This window comes from Subtercola boreus (assembly GCF_003399635.1).
Taxonomy (GTDB): Bacteria; Actinomycetota; Actinomycetes; order Actinomycetales; family Microbacteriaceae; genus Subtercola; species Subtercola boreus_B.
In genome coordinates this window covers 1-26,874 of the sequence record NZ_NBXB01000040.1, presented here as the reverse complement: position 1 = coordinate 26,874, position 26,874 = coordinate 1, and the positions used below count along the sequence as shown (strand labels likewise).

Here is a 26,874-nt window from a genome sequence, read left to right as displayed (position 1 = left end):
GCGAGCCGTGGCCAGCACCACCAGAAACCAGGTGGGCAGAACTGTTGGCCACACACGGGCACTTTTCATGGCCACCAGCGGGCACTTCCGCTGGCCACCCATGGGCACAAACCATTGGCCATTGACAAGTACTACTGAGATGACGGGCACCCAGGTCGCCGTGTTGATCCCGTTGACCCCGCTCGCTGTCTGCACGGGAGCGGCAGGATAAAGTGCAGTCAGGTTAGACGCAGCTACGTCTGATGCACCCGTCGTGGCGGCATTCGGCGAGGTATACGAACTCGTTCCGACTCCGGAGACCGAGATGTTCTGGGGACCGGTGAAGTCGGTGGCCCCCGCGGTCGCTGTCCAACCGAGGACGCCTCCGCGAGTGTCACTGACGGTGACCGCACCGAGCGGCGCCGACACGGTTTGAGCAGCCGCGCTCACCGCGACAGAACCAAGGTCGACCGACGCGCCGGGCACCGTGATATCAAGCGAACCACCGCCGACCTCGATGGTCACGGGCGTTCCACCAGTCGAAGCGGCGAAAGCCGGGCCGGCAAAAACGACCGCCCCGGCGAGGCCGAGAACTAGTGGAAGGGCAATAAGACGTTTGTGCATTGAAATCACTCCTCAGGGAGTATTGAGACTGAAGGCGTCGGCAACCGCTTCCGCCGTCGAATCATCAAGCTACCCAGCAGCCCGAATTCCACAGTTGCCGAACCACGACTCAGGGAGCGGTGGAGTCTTTCGCCTCGGACAACCGCCCCCGCGAATTGCCTTTTTACCGCTGAATACCCACGACACATCAAGTCGTGTGCCCTTACGCTCTACGCTCCACGGCCAGTAATGGATATAGCGTCAGCAGAAGCCCTCGCCGTGCCCTGCCTCCGCCGGTCGGGTCACGTGACCGGGTAACGAGGCACAAGCACTTGAGCGCTGCAGCCTCGTTGAGGAAGTGACCGCCCGATTTTCACGAGTTGGTCTTTGGTAGACGCCGGTAAGAAGAAAACTTGCTCAGAGGCAACTCGCTAGTGCGCGATCACCCATATTGCAATGCAGGCTTCTGTTCCGCGGTTGCTGAGCATGTGAGGCCGAGTCGCGTGAAAAGAGATGGAGTCACCGGGGCCAAGGGTCACGGTCTCGTTTTCGAAATCGATGGTCAGTTCTCCGCGCGAGACGTTACCGACCTCGTAACCACCGTGCTTGATGAGGCGGCTGCTGCTGTGGGCGCTCCCCGTGGAGCCCGGTGGGTAGGTCGATTCAAACATTTCAAGACCCGGTACTGGCGTAGGGGACAACCTGCGGTAGGTCACACCATCTCCCAGATTGAGCAGCGGCACGTCGCCCGACCGGGATACCGAGTGAGCGACACCACCTGTCGCGGTCGGAGCGGATTCGAATACGGTGGACAGCGGCACATCGAGTGCTGTGACGATGGCTAGCAGACGGTTCACCGACGGTAGTTTCGCGCCTGTCTCGATCTGTGAGAGCGCACTCGGCGATATGCCGAGCTTCTGAGCAACGGCACGAAGCGACTGGCCTGACTCCAGGCGGATCTCGCGTAGACGAGGACCGACATTCCTGCCGTCCTCCACGGCAGTGCCCTCTGGGGGCCGATCGGCGGCGTCCTGCATTCACCAATTGTCACACGGCCGTTACGCGGCCGAAACCTGCCTTGAGCCGTTAAGCAATAGCTTTACTCCAATTGCTCCATCACTGCTCGACTGATTGGCACACGAGGAGATTCCGGTGACCGAAACACTGAACGACAATCGGGCGATCAAGCCCAGAGACGCAGTCGAAGCTGCGGGACATCCAACGGGTAGCGGGGTCATCGAGCCCTACCATGACCCCCGTCTCAGCAACGAAGACCTTGCCCCACTGAAGAAGCAGACCTGGACAAGCTACAACTTCTTGGCCTTCTGGATGAGCGACGTGCACAGCGTCGGTGGCTACGTGACCGCCGGTAGCTTGTTCGCGCTCGGCCTCGCGAGCTGGCAGGTGCTCATTGCCCTGCTCGTCGGTATCGGAATCGTCTACTTCTTCGCAAACCTGGTAGCCAAACCGAGCCAGCTGGCCGGTGTGCCGTATCCGGTGATACAGCGGTCGGTATTCGGTGTCGTCGGGGCGAACATTCCCGCGATCATCCGGGGCCTTATCGCAGTGGCCTGGTACGGAATTCAGACGTATCTGGCCTCAGCGGCCCTCGTGGTTGTCGCCCTGAAGCTCTGGCCAGAGCTCGACGACATTGCCGATGTGAATCGGTACGGTTTCGCCGGACTGTCGCTGCTCGGCTGGATCGCGTTCATGATTCTCTGGGTGGTACAGGCGGCCGTCTTCTGGCGGGGAATGGACGCCATTCGTAAATTCATCGACTTCTGCGGCCCTGCCGTCTATGTGGTCATGATTCTGCTCGCCGTCTACCTCATCTCGCAGGCAGGGTGGTCGAACATCAACTTCAACCTCAGTTCGACCCAGCTCGAGGGGTGGAACGTTCTGCCCGTCATGCTCGGCGCCATTGCGCTCGTGGTGTCGTACTTCTCAGGCCCGATGCTCAACTTCGGTGACTTCTCGCGCTACGGAAAGTCGTTCAAGGCGGTCAAGCGGGGCAACTTCTGGGGGCTGCCGGTGAACTTCTTGTTCTTCTCAATACTCACTGTGGTGTGTGCGGCCGCGACTGTTCCGGTGTTCGGCGAGCTCATCACCGATCCCGTGCAGACAGTGGCTCACATCGACAACATCTACGCCATCGTGCTCGGTGCGGCAACCTTCGCGATCGCTACGATTGGTATCAACATCGTGGCCAACTTCGTCTCACCCGCCTTCGACTTCTCGAACGTGAACCCGCAGAAGATCTCCTGGCGCATGGGTGGCATGATCGCGGCGGTCGGCTCGGTTTTGATCACTCCGTGGAACCTGTTCTCAAGCCCCGAGATCATCCACTACACCCTCGACACGCTGGGTGCCTTCATCGGCCCGCTGTTCGGTGTTCTCATCGCCGACTTCTACATCGTTCGTAAGCAGAAGGTATACGTCGATGACCTCTACACAATGAAGACCTCGGGCCGGTACTGGTACAAGAAGGGCTTCAACCCGAACGCGGTCATCGCCACCATCATCGGCGCCGTCGTTGCGGCATCGACGGTGTTCATCCCTGCTCTGCAGGGTGCGGCCTCGTATGCGTGGTTCGTCGGCTGCGGGCTCGGTTTGCTCAGCTACGTCGTCGCAGAGAAGCTCAAGCCGTGGGCCAGCCGCACCTTCCCCGACGACGGCCAGGTGCCGGCAGGCGAAACAGCTCCGGATGTCAGCGCCCAGAGTACTTCGGCGCTGAGCATCTAGCCCTCCTCCCGGTGAACATCATCATCATCAACCCCAACACCACCCGGGCTATGACCGAACTCATCGGCTCATGCGCCCGGGCGGTGGCGGCACCTGGCACCCGCATTACTGCAGTCACCTCGACCACTGGCCCGGCATCCATCGAAAGCCACTACGACGAAGCCCTATCGGTGCCGGGCATGCTGCTGCAGATCGCTGAAGGTGAATCGGTCGACGCCGACGGGTACGTCATCGCGTGCTTCGGCGACCCAGGCTTGGACGCCGCGCGCGAGCTCGCCCGGGGCCCCGTCGTCGGCATCGCAGAAGCAGCTATGCACGCCGCGTCCCTGGTGGGCCGTGACTTCAGCATCGTCACGACCCTCAACCGCACAACTGGACGTGCAAAAGATCTCGTTGCCCACTATGGCTTCTCATCGCGTTGCGTCGGAGTGCACGCCTGCGAGATCCCGGTGCTCGACCTCGAGGACCCCTCCTCAACGGCAGCGACCGTCATTCTGCAGATGTGCCGCGACGCCATCGAGCATGACGGTTGCGACTCCATCGTTCTGGGCTGCGCCGGCATGGCGGATCTATGTGCATGGCTTTCAGCCGAACTCGGTGTTCCTGTCATCGACGGGGTGGGCGCCGCAACCAAGCTCATCGAAGGCCTCGTATCGCTCGGACTTCGCACAAGCACCCGATCCGAATTCGCCCGACCGCTGCCAAAACACTACTCAGGTTCACTGAGCGCGTTCGAGCTTGCGGCGCCCAACCATCTGAGTTCAATTCTCCACTCACGGCCCAATCGCGCCCGACCCCGAGACACGTCTTGACTACCTAAGACGCGCGACAGTATGTGTTCGCAAGCTTTGTCGCCCGAACGGCGAGCCCGCCTCTCTTTCGCCCCACGAGCGAGTCGCAGTGTGGATGTCAGGGGCGGGTGTCCAGCTCGCGGAGTGCCTCGTGCGCTTGGCCGAGATGGGACTTCAGGGCGTCCACGACGTCTCCGGGCAGGCTGGGTTCAGTGCGCCGCCACCGTCGGCCATTGATGACAAGCCATCGTTCCGTTTCCTCTGACACCTGCCCGGCCTCCGTGTGTTGTTCAGCGGGAGCGTCGGCTGCGGAAATCTTCGAGCAGTGACTCCTCGACCGCGTCCTCCAGCCCCGCTTTCCATTCTTCGATCGGTTCGGATTCGCGCCACTCGAGCCCGTCACGCAACGTCTCTTCGAGAGGCCGCAGGGACAGCCCGGCCGCCACGGCGCGAGCGTTCGAACGCCCATTGAAGCCATACCACGAACGATCCGCCAGCCACAGGGGCATCGAGCGAGGGCCGCCCCACTCCGCGACACTGTGGTCCTGCAGCCACTGCTCGGGAACGCGTACGGCAGAGGCCGAGCTCCGCGCTGCGTGCCGGGCGGCAGCGAGGTGTTCGGGAAAGGGAACCGCGGGCCCCATCGCGTTGTACGTCCCGGACACACCCCGATCGATGCACAGGACAAGCCACTGAGCCAGGTCACGTACGTCCACGACGGAGACCGGGAGGTCCGGGGCATCCGGAGTGAGCACCGATTCCTCTCTGGCGGGGTGAGCAAAACGCCACGGCCAGTAGGTGGTTCGCTGCGTGTGGTCACCTGGACCGCCGATGAGCCCTGCACGCGCGATCACGGAACGATCAGGCCCGAAGGCGGCGAGGACTGCCATCTCGCAGGCGACCTTGGCGGCACCGTACTCTTCCGGGGCCGAGAAGGTATCTGCGAGCAACGGCTGGTGCAGCGGAGCACCTTCGTCGGCCCCGATCTGGTCCTGGGAGGCATACACGTTGCCCGTTGAAACGAAAATGTAGCGCTCAGCCACCGAGGCGAAGTCGCGGGCAGCTCGACGCACGTGACCGGGCTGTCGCGCCACGTCGACCACAGCGTCCCAGCTGTGCTCCGTGAGAGGCTGCAAGGCATCGTCGACGTCTCGGTCGATGTTGACCAATCGAGCGCCCTCTGGTACGTCCGAGCCCCGCGCTACGCAGGTGACGTCGTGGCGCTGAGCGAGGAGAGTCTTGGTGACCTCATGACCAAGCCATGCCGTGCCGCCCAGCACCAGAATCTTCATGCCTGCAGGCTCCCACAGTTCGACGATCACGGTCAGCTCGTTCGCCGAGAGCAGACGAACGCTCTCGTCATCCCCCAAGTCTTTCGACTCCTCGCTCACTCCTGTTGCTCGAGCTGGCAGGCCGGGGGGCTGAGCTTTACCTGGCAGGTGCACCCCACAGCCGCCCAAAAGCTCATCAGTTCGACTCGCCTCAGGCCAGGCGCCCGCACGGCAGCTTGGCCTTATCTGAAGTACCGAAGGGCGGTCGAGCTCGGGTACGAACTGATATCCGCTATTGAGAAAAACGCGATAGCAGCGAACAAGTACGTTGAGTGAGGAGTGGCCGAGGACGGCCTGTCAGTCGAGTTTCGCCTCAGAATGAATCGGCCGGCCGGACTCCCAAAGTGGGGTCTGCTCTGGACGCTCTCATCTGGGAGCTCACCCACTCGCAACATCACGTCAGTTGACGGGACCTCAACGAGGAACATTGTTCGCCATTGATCCAGATGTTGATGATGAAACGACATGTCTCGAGCTCGATTGCAGCTCAGGCCATTTCTGCCCCAGGTACGCGTGGTCATCGACTCGCTAAGCGGAGCCGATGACCACATTGGTTCAGATAGAACGCTCAGCCAAGCGCATCCGTTCATCGAACTCGCGGCGAGCTGCTTGCGTTCCCACTATGGGCAAAACGGTCAGTGCGTAGATGTTGTTGAGAACGTGCAGGATGATCGCCGGCACAATGTACCCAGTCGCGAGATAGACGCACATGAAGACTGTGCCGAGCAGAGCTGCGTCTGCGATGCCTTCCCACCCCTGATACGCATGGCAGAGCGCAAAGGCGGCGAGCGAGACAATCACGCTCAGCCAGAGGTTGCCACTGGTGCGTAGGAGCAGCGCCGGAAGGCCGACGCGGAACAGCAGCTCCTCGGTGACACCCACTACGACCGATCCCAGCACGCCTCTTGTGATCAGTTCGGCGACGGACCGTGGCTGCGAAGCAGTGATCGCTGACTCCGGCGGCCAGTGGAAGTGCGTGATCGGCGTCGTCATTGATCGCGTCTCGTGCCACATCACGAAGCCGAGGCGCTCGTATCTGTGCTTCGTCCGTCGCCAGAGCCACCCGGCTCTCAGCACGCCGAGGCCCAGCGCGAGGCCACTAGTAGTCGCTAGGGGCAGCCCGCCCTCGACTATCGCGTGACGGGTCCAGGCGATGAGGGGAGCCTCGCCCGCCTGTGTGAGCATGGGCTCGATCTCGTCGCCTGCCAATGGGAGGATGATCGTATACGACACGACAAAGCCGACGACACGCAGCACAATTTCGGCGACAATCGTCATCTGGCGGGCAGCGAGTGACTGACCAGGGCGTAGCCGGGCCCAGAACGCGGGACCGATCGCAATGACGACCAACAAGTATGCGAAGGTCAGCTGCACGAATTCGGGCACCATGAATTCGCCGCTCCGCCCCAGCGCTCATGTCGGGCGCACTGCCAATCTACAAAGCGGTGGCAACCCTATCTGGCGGGGTCGCGGAACATTCATCTCCAATTACCCTCGAATCTTCCAAGGGGGATCACGCCACCTGGCACTCGAGGACCCGCACGGCGGGCGTTCAACGGCATGACATTCAGCTCGAGCGGCTGCCGCTCCTACTATTTTGCAGAGTTCCGGATGATGCTCGCGCGGATGCGCCCCAGAATGGCACGTCGCAGGGTCTCGAAGTCCATCGCATCGGATTCATCGATGATGGTAGAACGTCCTCGATGGTCGATCAGTGTCAGCGCGATGTCTTGTGTGATTCCAACGAGTCGGATGTCAGCGAAGGCGATCTCGATCGGCTTGCGTTACGAGGTCTCGACCATATGGGTCGGCGTGATGGAAAGCGCGGATTTGCCGTCCCGGGATGACCAGACCGGCGGGTGTGCCTCGTCCGTCGTGCGACCGCCGGCCGAACTTTGCAGCCAGGGCCAGTGCTGATCCCGCGCAATAGCCGATCGGTTGGGGCAGGTCACTGCGTTTCACCTCGGCCTCGACGTAAGCGACGAGCAACGTGCTGAGGTGGTTCCGGAGCGTCTGCCGCAGGGAGTCGCTTGTCGCTTGTTGTGCGTCGCGCGGTCTTTGGATGCCCGGAACGCTGGTGCGGCCACGGAGATCGTCGATCGCCGCCGAATGAAGGAATGCTGCGCGGGTGGCCGTGTCCGCTTCTGCTATGTCGGCTGATTTGCGCACGGCAAGGACCGTGGCGGGGAGAACCCTTTGCAGCTGATCCGTCGAAGCGCGGCGATACTCATCCGGACGGTCTTGGCGGTGTTGCGGGGGAGGGGTCCAGTACGAGAGCGACACCCTCTTTCGTCGATTCAACGAGTACGGGTGTGGCCATGCTCGCGAGGTCCGCCAGACAGGATCGAACGGGCGGCGGTCGCAGCGAACTCGAGATTGCGAGGAGGAGATACCCCCAAAGCGGGTGTCACAACCAGCCTGACAGAGAACAGTTTACTTAAGTAACAGCCGAAGGTAATTTTGTCTTAGATGCACTGGAGATCGATGTCGACCGATCGAGCGAAATCGGTGAGACGAGCGTTGCTGGCGAGCTGAGCATGAGCCATCTCATCGCATAGTGCACGCAGAGATAGCCGTAGATCTCCTGGCGGACGCCTACGGGCATCTTGGAGCGTAGTGTGATCGGGCTGCTCGATCGGTGCGCCCGGAATTCGTCGAACGCGCTGGCAAGGTTCCGATGCTTCGAAATGAGGGCGGACAGGTCGTCGGGAGTCAGAAGGGCGGGTTCGGTCACAGTCGTCACGAAACGTCGCGGTCGACCATCGCGAAGGCGTGTCTCAACAATCCGCACCTCGAGCAGGGAGTCGACCGGACCCAAGATCGCTTGCTCCGGCAATCGGGACATGTACGAGCCGTCGGGAAGCTCCCGTGACTTCGCGAAATTCGTGGCCGCGGAAACTTCCCAGAGCAGCTGTGCACCTGTGGCGGCGGCGGCCGACCACGATCCTGGCGAGAAGAGACCTGGCCCCGCGATGACGAGCGATTCGGGGCCCATCCGCGTAAGGAAATCCAGGGTCGCCCCGCCTTCATTGTCGGCTCCTTGCACCGAGGCGCCGATCACGGCACCGGAAGCGATCTCTGTGAGACCGAGGACCAATGCGGCGGGCGAGCCAGCCGGGAAGGAGCCCACCGTCTGGCGCCGGCCGAATTCACGGACGTTGGCCTCCGTATCGGGGATGTCGATGAGCACGCTGTCGATTCCCAGCACGCGCCAGGAGTGGTGGAATCCGTCCCCGCCCTTGGCTAGCGGGCGGGCGACCCGGTCGAACAACTGCTGGATGGGCTCGTATCCCAGTCTCTGTCGAGCCTTGTAGAGGGCCGCTTTTGTCGGAGCGGGCCAGGACTGCGTCCATCCGGAGGACCACGCCTGTCCGTCGATGAGCAGGCGAATCACTTCGTCGTACGACGAATGGGAGAACAGGGCCAGCCCGAGCACGTAGTAGACCACGATCCGTGAGGGCAACAGTCGGTTGCGTTGTTGTACGCGTCCGAGGTCAGCGACGACCTGATCGACGACATCGGGTGGGAAGACCCGGGCCAGCATCGCGAATGCGAGGTGGTCGGAGAGCCGACTGTCGCTATCGGGCTTCGTCCATCCGGCACGGGGCATGGCAGATATTGTATCAATCTTGGCATTAAGTAAACGATTATGCTGCCAGCGTGTATCCTGTCCGCAGGGAGCCAAATTGGCAATCTCTCACAATTCAGGGGACACATTTCATGACGCTCAGCGACGCCGAAAACGGCACTCACAGCACCTCCAGGCACGCTCGCCGCACCCTCGCTCGCGGCGTCGCCGTCGTGGTGGCCACAACCGGCCTGGTCGCTGCCAGCAGCCTCATGGCGAACGCAGCTGAAGACACCGGCAGCACCGACGGGCACGTTGCCGTCTCAACCGCGATCTCGCTCACCGGACTCACGAGCGACTTCACGCTGACCGGTGTTCCCGGTGCCACTGTTTCAGAGCTTGATGCCGTCGCGTTCACCGTCGAGACGAACAATCTCGCAGGCTATGCCGTCACTGTGCAGGCGGCCACCCCGACCCTCGTGGCCGACACCGCGGGCAACACCGACTCGATCCCGATCGGCGCACTCAGCGTCAGCAACTCGGCTGACGTGCTCACACCGGTGAGCAGTGCAGCCACGGTCCTCGTCCACAGCCAGGGGACGCGGTCAGTCGAAGGCGGCGACGACCTCACGAACGACTACTCTGTCGCGATTCCCTTCGTCAACAGCGACACCTACTCGGTGACGCTGAACTACATCGCAGCGACGCTCTAGGTCGACATCCGAATCCTCGGCCTGTCTATGACCACTCGACGTGCACGCGGCGGAGCTCTTGCCGTGTGCACGCTCGTCGCTTTGTGTGCACTCGCCGGCACAGCGTCTCCGGCCCTCGCCGAGACGGCGACGCCCACTCCGACCCCATCGCCCACCCAGACGACGACGTACGACACCCTGCCCACCTCGTTCTCGCTGACGGTGAGCCCCACCCGGCTCGCCATCGGGCCGGCCGATGCGGGCACCGACCAGGCAATCACCGTGGTGAACAGAGGAGAGGATGCGCTGCACATCGATGTGCAGAAAGAGAGCTTTGTCGGGGCCGCTGACGGCAGCCTCGCTTTCCAGCCGGACGCACCGTTCTCGGCGATCGACTGGGTCTCCGTCTCACCAGCGTCATTCGAGGTGCAGCCCGGTAGCTCACAGATCGTCTCCGTTTCTGTCGTCGTGCCGACGAACGCCGATCTGGGCGACCACCAGGTGGCCCTGGTCTTCCTCGTTCCCGCTGGTGCGGCAGGCTCGAACATCAAGATCAATCGGGGTGTGGGCACGCCTGTCTACATCACCGTTCCCGGCCCTGTCGACGACACGGTCACAGTGGGCGGCCTCACTGCTCCGGGCTTTTCCGCTGGAGGTCCTGTCGACGTGACGGCCTCCGTGCAGAACACCGGCACGGTTCATCGCGACTTTCGAGGGGAGAGCGCGCTGGCTCTCGCCGGCGCCTCCACGAACTTCGCTGACTTCACCGTCGCGCGCGGGTCGGCTCGCACCATCAGTGCGACCTGGACGCCTCCGCTGATGTGCATCTGCAGCATCAACACGGCCATCACCAACGCGGACGGCGTCTCCACGAGCCAGACGGTCCAGGTCATCGTCTTCCCCGTCGTGCCCGCTGCCGTCCTTGTCGGTGGCATCCTGCTCGTCATCCTCTTGCTCGTCTTCGCCCGCAGCCAATATCGCAAGGGTGTTCGGCTTGCCGCAGAGCAACTGACCTCCGGCAGTAGCGGAGATGTCTAGACATGCCAGGCCCCGCCGTCGGGCCTTGGCGATCGTCGCCGCCATTGCCCTCGTGGCTTCGACCGCGGTGGTCATCACACCCCTGTCGGCGACGGCCGCCGGTACCGTGCTCTTTCAGAACAGCTTCGCCAACCGCACGGTCGACGGCACTGGCTCGGTGACCGTTCCGACCCCCACGAATGGCACCAACGCCGTCTGCCTCACCGCGAGCGGCAACAGCGCCACCCTTCCCCTTCTCTCCTGCCCGGGCACCAGCGACGCGCAGGGTGCGGGCAAACTCCGAATGACCAACGCGACCGGCAATCAGATCGGGGGAGTGTTCGGCGAAACGAGTTTCCCCACCTCGAACGGTCTCGACGTCACCTTCAACACGTACCAGTGGGGCGGCGGCGGCGCCGACGGCATGGCTTTCATGCTCGGGGCGGTCGACCCGGCGAATCCCGCTGCCCCCACCGCGATCGGTCCCGGCGGTGGCTCTCTCGGTTACAGCCCCGCCGGCTCGGTCAGAGGTCTGCCGAACGCGTATCTCGGCGTCGGGCTCGATGTCTTCGGCAATTTCAGCAGCCCCGGATTCCAGGGCAGCGGATGCACGAACGCCACGAACATCACGGCAGCCGTTCCGGGTGCTGTAGTCGTGCGCGGCCCGGGCAACAATCTCGCCGGGTACTGCGGTCTGACCACGACGTACACCGGAGTGGCGAACTCGAAGGTGACGCTTCGCGCGAACACACGGGCGGCGTCGGTCGTCCCGGTGCAGGTGCTCATCAACCCGACTTCGAGTTCGTTCGCCTCGACCACGGGCGTCTCGGTCGACGCCGGCACCTACAAGGTGGTGGTCACGCCGGTCGGCGGCTCGACGAAGACGCTCACCGGACCGCTGCCGACAGTGGCGGCCGGGGTGTACCCCTCGACCAGCTGGCTGAATTCGGCCGGGGTACCGAGGCAGCTGGGTTTCGCCTTTGTCGGCTCCACGGGTTCGGTGACTGATGCCCACGAGGCCTCCGACGTCAAGGTACTCACCTTCAACCCGGTGCCCCAACTCACCGTCGCCGGGACGAGCTTCAGCGCCGCGGCTCCCGCGGTGGGCGCGCCGGTGACTTACAGCGTCGCGACAGGAGTGCAGGTCGGCGCAAACGAGACGAGCCCGATCTCGATGACCATGACGACGCCGGCCGGTGTCGTTCCCGTGGGGGCGTATGGTTCCGGATGGTCGTGCGGAGCTCCGATCGCACAGACGGTGACCTGCGCGACAACGGCCTCGAGTTTCACCAACGGCACAGCTCTGCCCGTCATCACGGTCGTCGCCATCGTCACCAGCGCCAGCATGACCGCCGCCACCGTGCAGAACGCGTCGACGGCACGAGTATCGTCGATCGACGCCAACCCTGACTCTGACTCGATCATGGCGGCAGGAACCCTCCCGACAGCACCTTCCGTGGCTTCGGTGAATCCCACGATCGGAGCGATCTCGGGCGGCGGTGCGCTCACCGTCAGCGGCACGTCGATCACCGCAGCGACCGCCATCGAGATCGGTACGCCTGCCGAACAGGCCGCCGCGACGCCCGTCGTGCTACTCCCGTGCGCCAACGGTCCCGCCGCCGGGTGCTTCACGGTCAGCGGCAACACACTGGTCATCTCTTCGATGCCCGCACGGGCATCCGCAGCCAGCGTTTCTGTGACCGTCGTCACGCACGGACTGGCGTCGGCAACGACCTATGTGTACGCCTCCTCGCCTGCGACACCCGCTCCGCCCACGGCGACCGCCGGCACGACGAGCGCCATGGTGAACTGGGCCGCCCCCACGCCGAACGGCAGTGCGATCACCTCGTACACCGTGATCGCGTACCTGGGAGCCGCGGCGGTGTCGACCGTCGTCGTCGACGCGGCCAACCTGACCCGCACGTTCACGGGCCTCACGGCGGGCGGGTCGTACACGTTCACCGTGGCCGCGACGAACGCCTACGGCACGTCGGCGGCGAGCCCGAAGTCGGCGGCGGTTGTTCCGTACACCGTGCCCAGTGCCCCGGTGATCTCGGCCGTGACCGCCGGCGACTCCTCGGCCACCCTGACGTTCAGCGCCCCGAACAACGGCGGCAGTGTCATCACCGGGTACACCGTCACCCCCTACCTCGGCAGCACCGCGCAGGCCGCCCAGGTCTTCACCGGAACCGCGACAACCCAGTCGGTCGTCGGGCTGACACCGGGCGCCGCCTACACCTTCACGGTGTCGGCCCAGAATGCCGCCGGATCCGGTGCGGCGTCGGCCCGTTCCACCGCCGTCACTCCCAACCAGTCACCCTCACTGACCTTCGCCGCCCCGCCATCAGGCGAGGTCGGCGTCGCCTACTCGCGAATGCTGACGGTGACGAACGGTACGTCACCCTTCACCTGGTCGGTGAGCGCCGGCGCACTGCCGCCGGGGCTGACACTCGGTACGTCCAGTGGTGTTCTGGCTGGCACGCCGACGACGGCCGGCAGCTACACGTTCACCGTGCAGATCGTCGACGCCAGCGCCCAGACCGCCAGCAGATCGGTCACCATCGTGATCGCCGCGGCACCGAGCATCGCTTTCGCGCCGAGCCCGGGTGAGGTCGGCGTCGCTCTCAGCCAGCAGCCCGCACTCTCGGGGGGCACCGCCCCGATCGTCTGGCGAATCGCTGCGGGAAGCCTGCCGACCGGTATCACTATCGACGCCGCGACGGGCCTGCTCAGCGGAACCCCGACGGCCTCAGGCACGTTCAGCCCGACGATCACCGCCACCGATGCCTTCGGCCAGGTAGCCTCCCGGCCTGTCACCCTCGTGATCGTCGCCCTGCCGACCCTCACCTTCGCCGCCCCCGCGGCCGGACAGGTCGGCGTCGCCTACTCGACCTCGTTCGACGTGACGGGCGGCACGTTGCCGCTGGTCTGGTCCATCGCCGCCGGAAGCCCTCCCGCCGGGCTCACCCTCAACACGAACACCGGTGCGGTCTCGGGCACTCCGACGACGGCCGACACCAGCAGCCTCACCGTCTCTGTCGTCGATGCGAATGGCCAGTCCACGACGAGGGCCATCAGTATGGTGATGAGCGCCGGCCCGCTGGTGATCGCGGTGAGCGCAAACGGGGCATCTGCTGTGCCGGGAAGTACCGTCGCCTACACGATCACGGTGGCGAACACATCGACCACAGCCTTCCCCTCGGTGTCGCTCAGCAATCCCCTCGCCGCCGTTCTCGACGACGCCACCTACAACTCGAACGTCTCGGCCAGCAGCGGAACGCCGAGCTTCGCCTCGAACACCATTGCCTGGACGGGTGCTCTCGCCGCCGGCGCGACGGCGACCATCACCTATTCGGTCACGGTTCGCTCACCCGACACCGGCAACAAGATCCTGACGAGCGCCGTCACCTCGTCCACCCTGGGCACCAACTGCGCCACAGGCGGTACGGATGCCCGGTGCAGCTCCATCGTCACCGTCCCCGGGTTGACCATTGTGAAGACCGCCGACGCGACATCCGTGGTGCCGGGCGCCACCGTCAGGTACACCGTCACCGCCACCAACTCCGGTCAGACCGCCTACCCTGCGGCGACCTTCAGCGATCAGCTCGCCGGAGTTCTCGACGATGCGGTCTACAACGCCGACGGCGCAGCATCGTCGGGCACCGTGTCGTACGCGAACCAGGCGCTGACCTGGACGGGCGCCCTCGCCGTCGGCGCAAGTGCGACCCTGACCTATTCGGTGACGGTCGCCAACCCCGACACGGGAGATCGGGCGCTCACCGGATCGGTGGTCTCGGCATCGGCGGGGAGCTCGTGCCCGGCCGTCGGTGCCGCTGCACAGTGTTCTACCCTGGTGGCCGTCACCGTACCGGCGCTGGCATTGACGACGCGGGCCAGTTCCCAGACGACGACCCCCGGCTCCACGGTGACGTACACGCTGACCATCGCCAATACGGGCCAGACCACTTATCCCGCCACAACGACCGCCTCGCTGGCGCTGGCCGGGGCGCTCGACGACGCCACGGCAGGCACCCCGTCGGTCGTCGGCGGCGGCACCGCCGTCATCGACGCTTCGAGCGGAGTTCTGCAGTGGACCGGAGGGGTCGCGCTGGGGGCGACCGTGACGGTCAGCGTTGTTCTCACCGTGCGCACCCCCGACACCGGAGACAAGACGATGACGACGCTCACGACGTCGCCAGCCGCCGGATCGGTGTGTCCGGTCGGCGGGTCGAGCGCAGCCTGCGTCACCACGGTGCAGGTGAAGATCCCGGCGCTCTCCATCTCCACGGCCGCCGACGTCGCCCAGACGACGCCGGGTTCGACCGTGCGCTACACCCTCTTCGTCTCGAACACCGGTCAGACCCCGTACGTCGGGGCGACGGTCTCCGACGAGCTCGCCGGTCTGCTCGACGACGCCGCCTACGAGAACGATGCTGTCGGATCGACCGGCGCGGTCTCGTTCTCCGGCACTGTTCTGACCTGGACGGGCGACCTCGCCGTGGGTGCGACCGCGACGATCACGTTCAGCGTCACCGTGTCGAGTCCCGATCCCGGCGACCGGGTGCTCACGACTCTTGCGCGGTCGACCACGGTCGGTGCGAACTGCGTGACGGGGGTGACCGGACCGCCCTGCAGTACGAGCACAGCCGTGCTGATTCCGACACTCGCATTCGCCAGTTCGTTCGACTTGGCCACGACAACGCCGGGCTCGGTGGTGACCTACACGGTCACCGTCACGAACACCGGCGAGACCGCGTACACGGGGGCGGCGGTGACGATCGACCCGTCAGCCACTCTCGACGATGCGACCTACAACCGCGACGCGGGCGCGTCCACAGGCGCCCTCAGCGTTGCGGCTGACGGTACGGTGGAGTGGATGCTCAGCCTGGCGACGGGAGCAAGCGCCACGGCGACGCTGACCTTCACCGTCGGTTCTGCGGCGGCAGGGGATCGGTCACTGTCAGTGCGCGTCGCGTCGGATTCTGCCGGCAGCCTCTGCCTTCCCGCCAGTGCGAACTCGTCGTGTGTTGCGACGACGTCGGTGCTGCTGCCGGCACTCACCCTGACCACCTCCTCGAATGCCGCGACGGTCAGCCCGGGCGGCACCGTGGTTTACACGGTCACCGCACAGAACACCGGGGAGACGGCATACCCGGCCGCAGCATTCACCAATTCTCTGGCCGGTGTGCTGACGGATTCCACCTTCGATTTCTCCTCCGCCAGCGCGACCCGGGGAACGCTCGCGTTCAGCGACCAGGTTCTGACCTGGACGGGCGCCCTCGATACCGGAGAGACAGCGACGATCACCTATTCCGTCGTCGTTCTCGACCCTGATCCCGGAGACAAGCAACTGCAGAACATCGTCTCCTCGTCGACCGCCGGCAGCAATTGCTTCACCGGCAGCACCGATGCGCGCTGCAGCAGTACCGTGAGCGTTCTCGTGCCCAACCTGACCATCCTCACGACGGCGAACGTAGCCAGCACGGTGCCCGGGGCATCCGTCGGGTACACCGTCACCGTCACGAACTCCGGGCCCACCGTCTTCCCGGCCGCACGAGTGACCGACTCGCTCGTCGGTCTGCTCGACGACGCGACCTACAGCGGGGGAGTCTCCTCCGACATCGGTGTCGTGATCGCTTCGCCGACTGAGCTCATCTGGAGCGGACGACTCGAACCCGGTCAGATCGCGACAATCACGTTCGCCGTCGTCGTGAACGCGGCCGACAACGGCGACGACCTGCTTCAGAATGCAGTCAGTTCGAACTCGTCGGGCAACAACTGTGCCGCCTCTCCGGATTCACGGTGCCAGGTCGTCGTCCCCGTCGCCCGTCTCGTTCTGTCGCAGAGCTACTCGCAGCCCACAGTCACACCCGGTTCCCTGCTCACCCTCACGGCGACGTTCGTGAACACCGGACAGGTGGCCTACAACTCGATCACCGTCGACAGCCTGAGCGCCGACACGGTCGACGACGCGCTGCCCACGGGTGACCAGACGGCGACATCGGGAACCCTCTCTCTCACCGCCACCGCAATCGAGTGGACGGGCAACATCCCGATCGGCGAAACCGTGACGGTCACGGGAACACTGCGGGTCGCCGACCCCGACACCGGAAACAAGACGATCACGGGAACGGTCCGTTCGACGGCGCCCGGCAACACCTGCCCGCCCGGCGGCACCGATGCCCGCTGCACGTCGCTGGCGACGGTTCTCCTGCCTGGCCTCACCGTCTCCACCACCGCGAACGCGGCCAGCGCGCTGCCCGGCACGACCGTCTCCTACACGGTCACGCTCCAGAACACGGGCCAGACGGTGTATCCGGCGGCGGCCACTTCGATCCCTCTCACGGGTGTGCTCGATGACTCCGACTACAACGCCGACGCGACCGCGACGAGCGGGTCGGTGCAGTACGCCGGTTCGACACTCAGCTGGGCAGGGGCGCTGGCCGTCGGCGCCACGGTCACGATCACCTACACGGTCACCGTGCACGCCGCCGGAGCCTTATCCGGGGACAAGACGATGGTCACCCGCGTGACGTCGACGAACGTGGGCAGCACCTGCCCGGCAGCGAGCGGCGCCGCAGCCTGCGGAACCACTGTTCTCGTTCTGACGCCCGCGCTCACGCTCGTGCAGACTGCGGATGCAGCATCCACCACACTCGGCACGACGGTCGGCTACACCGTCACCGTGACGAACAGCGGCCAGACGACCTACAGCGGTGCATCGTTCACGCTCGGCCTCGCCGCGGTGCTCGACGACGCGACGTTCACCGCCGGCAGCCTCACCGCCACCGGTGGCAGTGCCACCCTCAACTCCGGCGTCATCGCCTGGACAGGAAGCCTCACCCCGACCCAGTCGGCAACGATCCACTACACCGTCTCGGTCAACAACCCTTCCACCGGCAACCGGTCGATGACCGGAAGCGTTGTGTCGACGACGGTCGGCAGTAACTGCCCGTCGGGGAGTACGGATGTGCGGTGCAGCACCACCGTACCGATCACCGATTCCGTGAGCTTGACCTTCACGTCGGCCGCCACCGTCTCGTCGACGGTCGTGGGCGCGACAGTGCACTACTCCGTCACCGCGGCGAACTCTAGCGCGACCTCCCAGCCGGCGAGCTTCGCGGACGCCCTGTCGGGAGTGCTCGACGATGCCGCCTACAACTCCGACGCCACAGCGACGACGGGCAGCGTCGGTCTGGCGGGGTCGACTCTCACCTGGTCGGGCACCCTCGCTGCCGGAGCGACGGCGACCATCACCTACTCGGTGACGGTCGGCGCCCTGGGCGCGGGTGACCACGTGCTCTCGAACCGGGCGAGTTCGACCTCGCTGCCGGCCAGCAACAACTGCATCGCGGCCAGCACCGATCCGCGCTGTGTCACCGCCGTGCCCGTCGCCGCCCTTCTCATCCAGCAGCACTACACCGAGACGAGCACGACCCCGGGTTCGCTCATCCATCTGTCTGCCACCTTCACCAACACGGGCGGCTACGCCTACACGGGTATCACGATCGTGTCGCCCAGCGCCTCGACGGTCGACGACGCGCTGCCGAGCGGAGATCAGACGGCGAGCTCCGGCACCCTCATTCTCAGTGCGACCGCCATCACATGGACAGGGAGCATCCCGGTCGGCGCCACGGTCACGGTGTCGGGGACCCTGACGGTCAAGAACCCCGACACGGGTGACCGCCTGATCTCGGGCACACTCCGTTCGACTGCGCCCGGCAGCAACTGCCCGACGGCCGGCAGCGATCCCCTCTGCACCGCCACGCTGGCCGTCCTGCTGCCCGGCCTCACCATCAGCCAGAGCGCAAGTGCTTCGGTGGTGGTACCGGGTTCCACGGTCAGCTACACCGTGAGCATCCACAACTCGGGGGAGACCGCCTACGTCGACGTGACCGTCGCTGATTCGCTCGCCGGCGTGCTCGACGACGCGACATACCTCGGCGATGCCGCAGCGAGCGGTGGCGCCGTGACGTTCGCCAGCCCGACCCTGACCTGGGTGGGTTCGCTGGCGGCCGGCGCGACAGCCACCATCACCTATTCGGTCAGGGTCAACGACCCCGATCTCGGTGACAAGACGATGATCAACCAGCTGGTTTCGAGCGAGGTGGGCAGCAGCTGCCCGCTGGCCACAGCGAGTGCGGCCTGCCGCACCTCCCTCGTCGTGCTGACGCCAGCCCTGACGATCTCCTCGTCGGCCGACACGAGCACCTCCGCCCCGGGAGAGACCGTCGTCTACACCGTGACGGTCGCCAACACCGGCCAGGTAGACGCACCCGACGCTGCGCTCACCGCCAGCCTCGCGGGCGTGCTCGACGATGCGGCTTACACGGGCGGGATCACCGCGACATCCGGCACGGCCAGCATCGTCGCAACCACGCTGGCCTGGCACGGTCCCCTGGCCATCGGCGCCGAAGCGACGATCAGTTACGCCGTCGTGGTCGGGTCGGGCACCGCCGGCGACAGCAGGCTCTCGCAGAGAGTCGTCTCGACTGACGCCGGAAGCACCTGCCAGATCGGATCGGGCGACACGCGCTGTGTCACGGATGTCGCGATCGCACGCCTGCAGATTGCGAACAGCGCCGACGCCACCACGACGACGCCGACCGGAGTCGTGACGTACACCGGCACATTCACGAACGTCGGGCAGGTGCCCTACGTCGGTATCTCCGTCTCCGACAGCTTCGTCGGCGCGCTCGATGACGCCACCTACAACGGAGACGCCCACACCGACTCCGGCAGTCTGCTGCTCACGGCGGGTTCGGGGCGGATCGTCTGGTCGGGTGACATACCGGTCGGAGCCACGATCACGATCAGCGGGTCGGTCACGGTCAGCAACCCCGACCTGGGCGACCTGCTCGTCAGCACAGCGATCACCTCAGAGGCTCCAGGCAACAGCTGCACGACGAGCGATCTGCCCGGATGCTCGACCAGCGTCACGGTTCTGCTGCCCATTCTCAGCATCTCGACGACGGCCGACAGTGGCACCACGTCACCAGGCGGCGTCGTCACGTACAAGACCACGGCGACCAACACCGGGCCCACGCTCTACACCTCCGCTCGCGTCACCGACAATCTGGTCGGAGCGCTCTCCGATGGTTTCTACAACGCGGATGCGACGTCGACCAGTGGCAGCGTCGGTTTCAGCGGCACACAACTGTCGTGGGTCGGCGACCTCGCACTCGGCCAGAGCGTGAGCATCACCTACAGCATCACCGTCGATGATCCCGACCTCGGTGACCGCATCCTCGCGAACGCTGTCACCTCCTCCGAGCTCGGCAGCACCTGCTCCCCGGGCACCGTGAACCCCCTCTGCACGACCGAGGTGACCGTTCTCGTGCCGCAGCTCCTGCTCACCGTCAGCGCCGACCGGCAGACCACCGTGCCGGGCGGTGTGGTCGGTTACACCGTCGCGATCGTGAACTCCGGGCAGACCGACTACACGGCCGCCGGCGTCGTCGTCGACCTGGCCGGGGCGCTCGACGACTCCTCCGGGCCGCAGTCGTTGACCGTCTCGCGCGGTGACGTCGAGTTCGCTGTCACCGAGATCCGGTGGAACGGCGACCTCGCGGCAGGCGAGTCCGCGATCATCCACTATTCTCTGACGGTGACCGACCCCGACCTCGGCGACCGGACGCTGACGACCGGCGCCAGCACCACTGCCGACGGGGGCGGCTGTTCAGCATCCGGAACCTGCACCAACACGGTGACTGTGCTCATCCCGGGGCTCGCGATCGAGGCTTCGAGCTCCACCGCCAGCACGACCCCCGGCAACCCGGTCGTCGTCACGATCGTGGTGATGAACACCGGGCAGAACGCGTACGGCAGCGCCGACTTCACCGCTTCGCTTGCGGGTATCGTCGACGACGCTCAGCTGAGCGGTCCGGTCTCTGCCACCGTGGGAACGGCGAGCGTCTCGGCCCAGACGCTCACCTGGGCCGGGGCGCTGGCCCTCGGCCAGACTGCAACGATCAGCTACACCGTCGTCGTCGACGACCCCGACATCGGAGACAGGACCCTGGCAAGCTCCGTGGTCTCGACCAGCCCCGGAAGTACCTGTCCCGCAGGCGGCGACGACCCGGCCTGTGCCGTCTCGGTCACCGTGCTGATTCCCCAACTGAGCGTGGTCAAGACAGCAGACACGCTGAGCACCCAGCCCGGCGGAATCATCGGCTACACGATCCTCGTCTCGAACGACGGGCAGACCGCCTACACCGCCGCCACCATCTCAGACTCCCTCGCCGGCGTGCTGACCGACGCCGACTACAACCTGGACGTCGTGGTCGTCGGCGGTGGAACCCTCACCTACACCGACACCACCCTGGCATGGTCGGGGGACCTGGCCGTCGGTGCCTCCGCGCGGATCACCTACTCGGTCACGGTGAAGGATCCCGACCCCGGGGACAAACTCGTCACCAACACCGTCGTCTCGCCGACACCGGGTAGCACCTGCCGTCCCGGTTCGACATCCGCCGCCTGCTCCACAGCCGTGCGTGTTCTGGTACCTGCCCTCGAACTCAGCACGACGGCCGACACCAGCACCGTCGTTGCCGGCAGCTCCGTGCACTACACGATCACCGTCACCGACACCGGGCAGACCGCCTTCGAACCGGCTACGGCCGTCGCTTCGCTCAGCGGGATGCTCGACGATGCGACCTACAACTCGGACGCAACAGCGACTGGCGGCGACGTCTCGCTTTCGGGCGACGGCTCCGCGCTCGTCTGGGTCGGAGCCATCGACCTGGCCGGCACCATCACGATCACCTTCTCGATGACCGCCGATCTTCCCGCGACCGGCGACCGCGTTCTGGCCGGCACGATCACCTCTCCGACCGCCGGTGCGTACTGTGCGGCTCCGCCGGGCCCCGGATGCTCGACCACCGTGTCGGTGCTGATTCCGTCACTCTCCGTCAGCAAGACCGCAGACCTGCCGATCGCCGTCGCCGGGGCGGCCCTCGTCTACACCATCACCGCCACCAACACGGGCGAAGCCGACTACGCCGACGCCGACCTGCACGACTCGCTCGCCGGCGTTCTCGATGCCGCCGACTACAATAACGACGCGGCTGCCACCACCGGTTCGGTCGGTTTCAACGCCGGATCCGTCGAATGGCACGGTGCGCTGATCCGCGGAGCCACCGTCGTTGTGACCTATTCGGTCACGGCCCTCGTTGAGGCCCCTGAAGACTCCGTGCTCGTCAATTCTGTAGCCTCAGACTCCGTCGGCAGCACGTGCGTGGACGCCAGCACCGACCCCGCGTGTTCTGTCACGGTTCCCGTCGCCGCACGCAGCATCGGCATCTCTGGTCTGACCTCATCATTCACATTGACCGGGCTCCCGAACAGCACCGTCACGAAAGAGGGTGCTGTCACGATGACCGTCGACACGAACAGCAACGGCGGCTATCTCGTCGCGGTCCAGTCGGAATCATCCGTGCTCACCCCCTTGGCGGTCTCGAACCCTGAGACAATTCCGCTCGCGAACCTCAGCGTCAAGGCGAGCAACTCGTCCGTGTTCGTACCCCTTGCGATGACCCCGTTCGTCGTCGCCAACATCACACACGCCTCTGCGCCGGGTGGCGACGGTGTCAGCAACGACTTCCGCGTCGACATTCCGTTCGTACCAAGCGATACCTATTCGGGCACGCTGACCTACATTGTCAGCGCTCAATGACCCCATGAACGGCCTTCCCCCCACCGCACCTGCGGTCTCCCTTAGCCGGTCGCTGGTCAGCAGCGCACCAGCGGCTCTGCCGTCCGGCGCCAGTCCCCGGCGGAGTGCAGTTCACTCATCCTGCGCGGCCGGAATCTCCAGGAGTCCAAACTAGACAGTGAGGTGGGCGACAAACAGCTTTTGTTGCTCGTGAATCGTCAGGTGCCGCGGTCTTCGCCAGCCCGCAGAGGGGACCTCAACCGGGACATCGGTGTCCCTACGCCATTTGGTCGCGCCGGAGAGTGGGTGCTCAGTTTCGGGCTGCGACCATTGTTGCGAAGACGATGACGCCAACTTTGAAGGCCCTCACATTGTCATCCTCAGCATTGCTCTAGCCTTTCGTAGTTTCTGCGCTGGACAGTGAGTGCGCCATTGTCGACGCCGGCGCGATAAGTCGACACGGCCCGCGATCCGAACGCCGAGCGGGGTGGGATTGGAGACTGCGCGTCAGTCGGCCTTGTAATCGACGGCGCTGTTGCTGTCACCATTCTGGGCGGTGGCGTGATTGTCGAGTGAGGGCAACGGGCCGTGTGTCTGCATCGGGACGTCGCTTCTGGACTGGCCGTCCTCGACGAAAGTGACCCTCACCGCACTTCCCCGTTTGACGATCGTTCCCGCGGAGGGAGATTGGGATGTCACCCAGAACAGTCCTGGCCATGTGCGAGAGAGGATTCCGGGGCCATCCGGGTCCTCGCCGGTTACACCTAGCCCGATCGCGGCCGCCGTTTCACGGGCAATGTCGACCGATTGCCCAACAAGGTCAGGCACAGTCGCCGTAGGTCGTTCAGTCATCTTTGCGTCCCCGATCAACATCGCGGCGGACTCCCCTGTCGATCGCGTTTTATCGAGTGGGATGCGTCACGACAACTCATAAAGGGCGTAGGCGTCTTCGTTAATGACGCTGTCGAGAGGGAAGACGAGGCTGATTGTGGGGTAGCTCGAGTGCTTCAGGTTCGATCCCGTTCATTTCTGGTCCTTGTCTCGGTAGCGGTTCTGATCGATCTACTTGGGGTCGCACTGCATGCTGTTGGCGCCCGTGGAAGCGCATCCCTCGGGAAGAAGTGTTCCGCCGGTCGGTGCAGTGTCGACAATGCTTGTTGTCACTGCTGTCCAGGCAAAGGCGGTACCGGCGGGGTAGCCATCGACTGGCGACGCCTCGAGAAGGATCTCTCGTTCGCCGATGAGCTGTCCGGTGCCCGGGTCGATGATGATGTCTTGGCGGGTGTGGTTGTTCTGGTTCACGATGCCGATTGCGGTGCCAGTGCGACCGTCGAGTGTGGCTTGCTGGTCGGTGATCTCGACGCCCGGGACTTTCGCGGCCGCCTCGTAGAGTGCCGCACGCAGGTTGGCCGGCACAACGCCGGTTCGGAGGGTGTCGGCGATGAAGGATATCGCTGCAACATCGGGTCCTGACCCGCTGCCGATCGTGGTTCGGTAGATGTAGTTCAGTAGCTGGTAGGGGTCCCGAGGGAGCTTGCCGAGAGCCTCTGGAGACGCCACGGATGTGGTGCCGTAGAAGGCGCCAGCGGGTGCGCTGAGCAGATCGCTGGAGTTACCGACAGTTCCGAAGGAGGAGTCGTAGTTCTGCCGGGCGGTCTTCTCCGACTCTGCACCGAAGAACTGGTACGGCTTGGACGGGTTCCTCTGCCAGATCCACTCTGCGTTCCGGTCTGCGGGCACCCAGACTTGATCGTTCGTGATGGTGAGGTAACTGACGTTGTCGCCGTTCTCGTCCGGCGCCGTAGTGCCGTAGACCGCCGCGGTCGCAACGAGAAGGTATTGGCCCGGATGGACCACGGGGTCCGAGAGCTGGATCGTCGAGACGGCCGCTTCGTGCAGCACGCTCGCTGCGGCAGAATCCGCGCTGCCTCGCCAGCCGGCGAGCCCGAGAATGTTGGTGAGCACGAGTGCGACAGCAAGAACACCCGCGGTGAGTGCGCCGAGCCCGGCGAATGTGAGCCGACGTGTCTTTAGTCGTCTCGGTTTGCGTGCTGCGGGAGCAGGAGCTCCGAGGCTCGCTAAGTTCTCCTCTGCGATTCTTCTCAGCAACTCGTTCCGGCCGCGTATGACGGATTCGGGGGCGGGGCCCTCGATAGTGCTACGCACGTCGCGGAGCAGGGTCAACTCGTTCATCTGGTACCTCCTTCTCGTGGGCTAAGCCCGTATCAGTGATCTTCCGCAGTGACGTGCGTGCGCGGTTCAGACGGGAGCGGACAGTCCCGATCGGGACATCGAGAGCGGCCGCGACGCCTGCGTAGTCCAGGTCGGTCCAGGCGTACAGCAGCAGGGTGTCGCGATCCGCCGCAGGCATCCGGTTCAGATGCGAGCCGAGCTTCTTCACAGCCCTCGCGGCGTCAACACGGATCCCCGCGATCTCGATCGCGTCGTGCTCGATGACGCGCGCGGCGTCCGCCGCCTGCAGCCCGCGCCACGCCTTGGTCTCGAGACGCAGATACTTCTTCAGCAGGTTTGTCGCTATCCCGAACAGCCACGGCTTGGCATCCCCGGTCTCGCTGGCGAAGCTGTCCCGCCGTTCGAACGCGACTAAGAAGGTCTCGGACATCACATCATCGGCGGCATGTCCTCCGACCCGCCTGGCCGCGTATCGGTGGATTAGAGCGTGGTGCCGGTCGTATAGCTCACCGAACGCCATGGGCTCACGCTGAGACCGCTCGATAATGTCGCTATCAGTACTCACAATAGGTAATGCGCGATCCCGCAAAATAAGTTCACCCTGTCATGATCCCAGTGCGCCAAAGCACATGAGGGAGCAACGCGAAGTCGATTGGAGGTCCCTCTACGGACGGATTCGAGTTGAGAGGGTTGTCACCGCGTCTTCGCAGGGGTCTGCTTGCGAGCTGAGACGTTTGACGGTGTCAGTCCCCGACGGCTGATCTGATGGACGCGGGAAGATTCTGTTTCAGAGGTTCGCGGTGGAGTGCGATGAGTTGGGCGCGAGATCTGACGTTGAGCTTCGTCAACACGCTGCTGACATGGCTTTTTACGGTCGACTCTTCGATGCTCGCCTTGGCAGCTATTTCGCGGTTGCTCAGGCCTGACACCACGAGACGATAGATCTCGGCTTCCCTCGGCGAGAGGCAGTCGGGAGTTGCAGCTTGCGCGCTGTCGTCCACCCCCGTTGCTCGAACGTCCGGCGTCCCGGTAGTGCGGTGCCGGCGGAGCGTATTGCCAAGACGCCAGGCTGCAAGACCCAAAAGGATTCCGACAACTGTCGAGCTCGCAAAGCTCTGCGCAATCTCGACGGACTCCCAAGACTTACCGTTAGTCGTTCCGTACAGTCCTGATGAAGACAAAGAGGGGAACGTGAGAAGCGCGGCCACCACGACGGCGTAGACGGTAAGAACGAGAGTCAGGATTCGTTTGGAAAGAGTGGTGGCATACAGCCCGATGCCGAATGCCACAGCCGGGAGCATGAAGTATGCGATCCAGCTGGTCTGCCCGAACCGGGTTGGCCAGTAAAGGACCTGCACCGCAAGCAGCGCCCCAACGAGAACGATCGACCAGATCGGGCGGATACGCACGACTGCGATGGCAACGGCGAAGCCGGCGACCGACAGGACGGCGTATGGATTCGTGGCGGCAAGATCTGACCGTCCCGGAACTGAGGTCACAATCGTCGGTTGGTTAGCTGCGTACCAGAAGCAGAAGAGACCGCCGGCCAATACGGGCTCCACGAGCATGCGGAGAATCGGTTGCAGAGAGGGCATGACGACAACCTAAATGCCCGACACGTCAATCGGAAGATGAATCGCAACCGTCCCGACTAAAGGTGGACCGCTCTCGTTCGAAAGTCGAACTTCGAAGGAGGGGCGCTCAACGGCATAGACGAGACCTGGGTGCCGCGTCGAATGATGCGGCTGACCTTCGCTTGAAAAGTTCGCGGTGGTAGTCCGTTCTGGCCGGGTTCTAGTTGGACGAGTTATTCGGGTCAGATGTCTTTCGGTTAGCTCGGCGCTGATCTCGTTGCTGTCTCATCAAGTGACGGTTTCGCTGTTGGAAGTCAGCATGTCTCGCGCTGTCGTCTGTGATGGGCTTGCCTCGTATGAGGTAGACCAAGCCGATAATGATCAGCGCGACCCCGAGCGGGACGAGGAGCAGGAGGATGACCTGTGCCCGGCCGTGACCGTCGATCTCTACATGTGCGGCCGCGAAACTGAGCAGGAGAGCAACGCCGATGACTGCGATCCCGACTCCTGCTCGTACGAACCACCAGCCAGAAAAGGTTTTCGCTGGGGGACCATCGCTTGACTGATCAGAAGCGTCCTGGTCACCTGAGCCCAAGAAATGTTGACGCCGACCGAAAATGGTACCAATGTTGCCGATTGAAAACGGTGCCACGTGGTGTGTTTAGTTTGTCGTAGTGGTGAGGGTTTTGTGTCCTCGGAGCCGGTAGCTGGTGCCTTTGAGGCTGAGGACG

The 26,874-nt window shown here is 64.5% G+C and carries 15 protein-coding genes; 6 read left to right on the top strand and 9 right to left on the bottom strand.

All coding sequences use genetic code 11. From position 1 onward, the window contains the following. Nucleotides 1–603 (bottom strand): WxL domain-containing protein (locus B7R22_RS19540; RefSeq protein WP_216363489.1); only part of this gene is annotated, 603 nt, incomplete at its 3' end. 410 nt (nt 604–1,013) lie between these two features. Then, nucleotides 1,014–1,619: a helix-turn-helix domain-containing protein gene (locus B7R22_RS14990; RefSeq protein ID WP_116412511.1), complete on the bottom strand. Its 606-nt coding sequence runs from the start codon at nt 1,617–1,619 to the stop codon at nt 1,014–1,016. A gap of 115 nt (nt 1,620–1,734) precedes the next feature. Here B7R22_RS14990 and B7R22_RS14985 point away from each other — a divergent pair, with 115 nt between their 5' ends. Both B7R22_RS14985 and B7R22_RS14980 read left to right on the top strand, forming a co-directional pair. Beyond that, nucleotides 1,735–3,324 carry an NCS1 family nucleobase:cation symporter-1 gene (locus B7R22_RS14985; RefSeq protein ID WP_116412510.1) on the top strand — a complete coding sequence of 530 codons (1,590 nt, stop codon included), beginning with the start codon at nt 1,735–1,737 and terminating at the stop codon, nt 3,322–3,324. An 11-nt stretch (nt 3,325–3,335) separates the two neighbouring features. Beyond that, nucleotides 3,336–4,136, top strand: a complete 801-nt coding sequence (locus tag B7R22_RS14980; RefSeq protein WP_116412509.1) for an aspartate/glutamate racemase family protein — start codon at nt 3,336–3,338, stop codon at nt 4,134–4,136. Between the two features lie 269 nt (nt 4,137–4,405). Here B7R22_RS14980 and B7R22_RS14970 read toward each other — a convergent pair whose 3' ends face one another. The 3 genes from B7R22_RS14970 to B7R22_RS14960 all read right to left on the bottom strand — a co-directional run bounded on the left by B7R22_RS14970 (nt 4,406) and on the right by B7R22_RS14960 (nt 9,056). Next, complete coding sequence (locus tag B7R22_RS14970) at nt 4,406–5,485, bottom strand: NAD-dependent epimerase/dehydratase family protein (RefSeq protein WP_116412508.1); 1,080 nt, start codon at nt 5,483–5,485, stop codon at nt 4,406–4,408. Between the two features lie 516 nt (nt 5,486–6,001). Further along, complete coding sequence (locus tag B7R22_RS14965; protein WP_116412507.1) at nt 6,002–6,835, bottom strand: CPBP family intramembrane glutamic endopeptidase; 834 nt, start codon at nt 6,833–6,835, stop codon at nt 6,002–6,004. Nucleotides 6,836–7,883: 1,048 nt separating this feature from the next. Then, nucleotides 7,884–9,056 (bottom strand): IS4 family transposase, encoded by a 1,173-nt coding sequence (locus B7R22_RS14960; RefSeq protein WP_116412506.1) that lies wholly within the window; start codon nt 9,054–9,056, stop codon nt 7,884–7,886. Nucleotides 9,057–9,166: 110 nt separating this feature from the next. Here B7R22_RS14960 and B7R22_RS14955 point away from each other — a divergent pair, with 110 nt between their 5' ends. The 3 genes from B7R22_RS14955 to B7R22_RS14945 are packed head-to-tail and all read left to right on the top strand — an operon-like array spanning nt 9,167 to nt 22,397. After that, on the top strand, nt 9,167–9,727 hold the full coding sequence (locus B7R22_RS14955; protein WP_216363488.1) for a hypothetical protein: 561 nt from the start codon (nt 9,167–9,169) through the stop codon (nt 9,725–9,727). 27 nt (nt 9,728–9,754) lie between these two features. Next, entirely contained in the window at nt 9,755–10,744 is a 990-nt protein-coding gene (locus B7R22_RS14950) for a hypothetical protein (RefSeq protein ID WP_147305411.1), read from the top strand. A gap of 25 nt (nt 10,745–10,769) precedes the next feature. Beyond that, the gene (locus B7R22_RS14945; protein ID WP_216363487.1) at nt 10,770–22,397 is read left to right on the top strand and encodes a putative Ig domain-containing protein; all 11,628 of its coding nucleotides are present in this window, start codon (nt 10,770–10,772) and stop codon (nt 22,395–22,397) included. 486 nt (nt 22,398–22,883) lie between these two features. Here the strand turns inward: B7R22_RS14945 and B7R22_RS14940 are convergent, their stop codons facing one another. The 4 genes from B7R22_RS14940 to B7R22_RS14925 all read right to left on the bottom strand — a co-directional run bounded on the left by B7R22_RS14940 (nt 22,884) and on the right by B7R22_RS14925 (nt 26,164). Further along, nucleotides 22,884–23,228, bottom strand: coding sequence for a PASTA domain-containing protein (locus B7R22_RS14940; protein WP_116412514.1), 345 nt, complete (start codon nt 23,226–23,228; stop codon nt 22,884–22,886). 210 nt (nt 23,229–23,438) lie between these two features. Then, nucleotides 23,439–24,569 carry a CU044_5270 family protein gene (locus B7R22_RS14935; protein WP_116412503.1) on the bottom strand — a complete coding sequence of 377 codons (1,131 nt, stop codon included), beginning with the start codon at nt 24,567–24,569 and terminating at the stop codon, nt 23,439–23,441. Next, nucleotides 24,535–25,089, bottom strand: a complete 555-nt coding sequence (locus B7R22_RS14930) for an RNA polymerase sigma factor (protein WP_116412513.1) — start codon at nt 25,087–25,089, stop codon at nt 24,535–24,537. Before B7R22_RS14930 ends, B7R22_RS14935 begins: the two co-directional genes overlap by 35 nt. Before the next feature lie 223 nt (nt 25,090–25,312). Beyond that, complete coding sequence (locus B7R22_RS14925; protein ID WP_216363486.1) at nt 25,313–26,164, bottom strand: helix-turn-helix domain-containing protein; 852 nt, start codon at nt 26,162–26,164, stop codon at nt 25,313–25,315. A 271-nt stretch (nt 26,165–26,435) separates the two neighbouring features. Between B7R22_RS14925 and B7R22_RS14920 the strand changes: the two genes are divergently transcribed. Beyond that, nucleotides 26,436–26,705 (top strand): hypothetical protein, encoded by a 270-nt coding sequence (locus B7R22_RS14920; RefSeq protein ID WP_147305410.1) that lies wholly within the window; start codon nt 26,436–26,438, stop codon nt 26,703–26,705. Nucleotides 26,706–26,874: the final 169 nt, after the last annotated feature.

Coding starts and splice junctions, on each gene's coding strand:
- B7R22_RS14940 (WP_116412514.1), bottom strand. CDS start 23,228: ATGACTGAACGACCTACGGCGACTGTGCCTGACCTTGTTGGGCAATCG.
- B7R22_RS14935 (WP_116412503.1), bottom strand. CDS start 24,569: ATGAACGAGTTGACCCTGCTCCGCGACGTGCGTAGCACTATCGAGGGC.
- B7R22_RS14960 (WP_116412506.1), bottom strand. CDS start 9,056: ATGCCCCGTGCCGGATGGACGAAGCCCGATAGCGACAGTCGGCTCTCC.
- B7R22_RS14925 (WP_216363486.1), bottom strand. CDS start 26,164: ATGCCCTCTCTGCAACCGATTCTCCGCATGCTCGTGGAGCCCGTATTG.
- B7R22_RS14965 (WP_116412507.1), bottom strand. CDS start 6,835: ATGGTGCCCGAATTCGTGCAGCTGACCTTCGCATACTTGTTGGTCGTC.
- B7R22_RS14990 (WP_116412511.1), bottom strand. CDS start 1,619: ATGCAGGACGCCGCCGATCGGCCCCCAGAGGGCACTGCCGTGGAGGAC.
- B7R22_RS14950 (WP_147305411.1), top strand. CDS start 9,755: ATGACCACTCGACGTGCACGCGGCGGAGCTCTTGCCGTGTGCACGCTC.
- B7R22_RS14930 (WP_116412513.1), bottom strand. CDS start 25,089: ATGGCGTTCGGTGAGCTATACGACCGGCACCACGCTCTAATCCACCGA.
- B7R22_RS14955 (WP_216363488.1), top strand. CDS start 9,167: ATGACGCTCAGCGACGCCGAAAACGGCACTCACAGCACCTCCAGGCAC.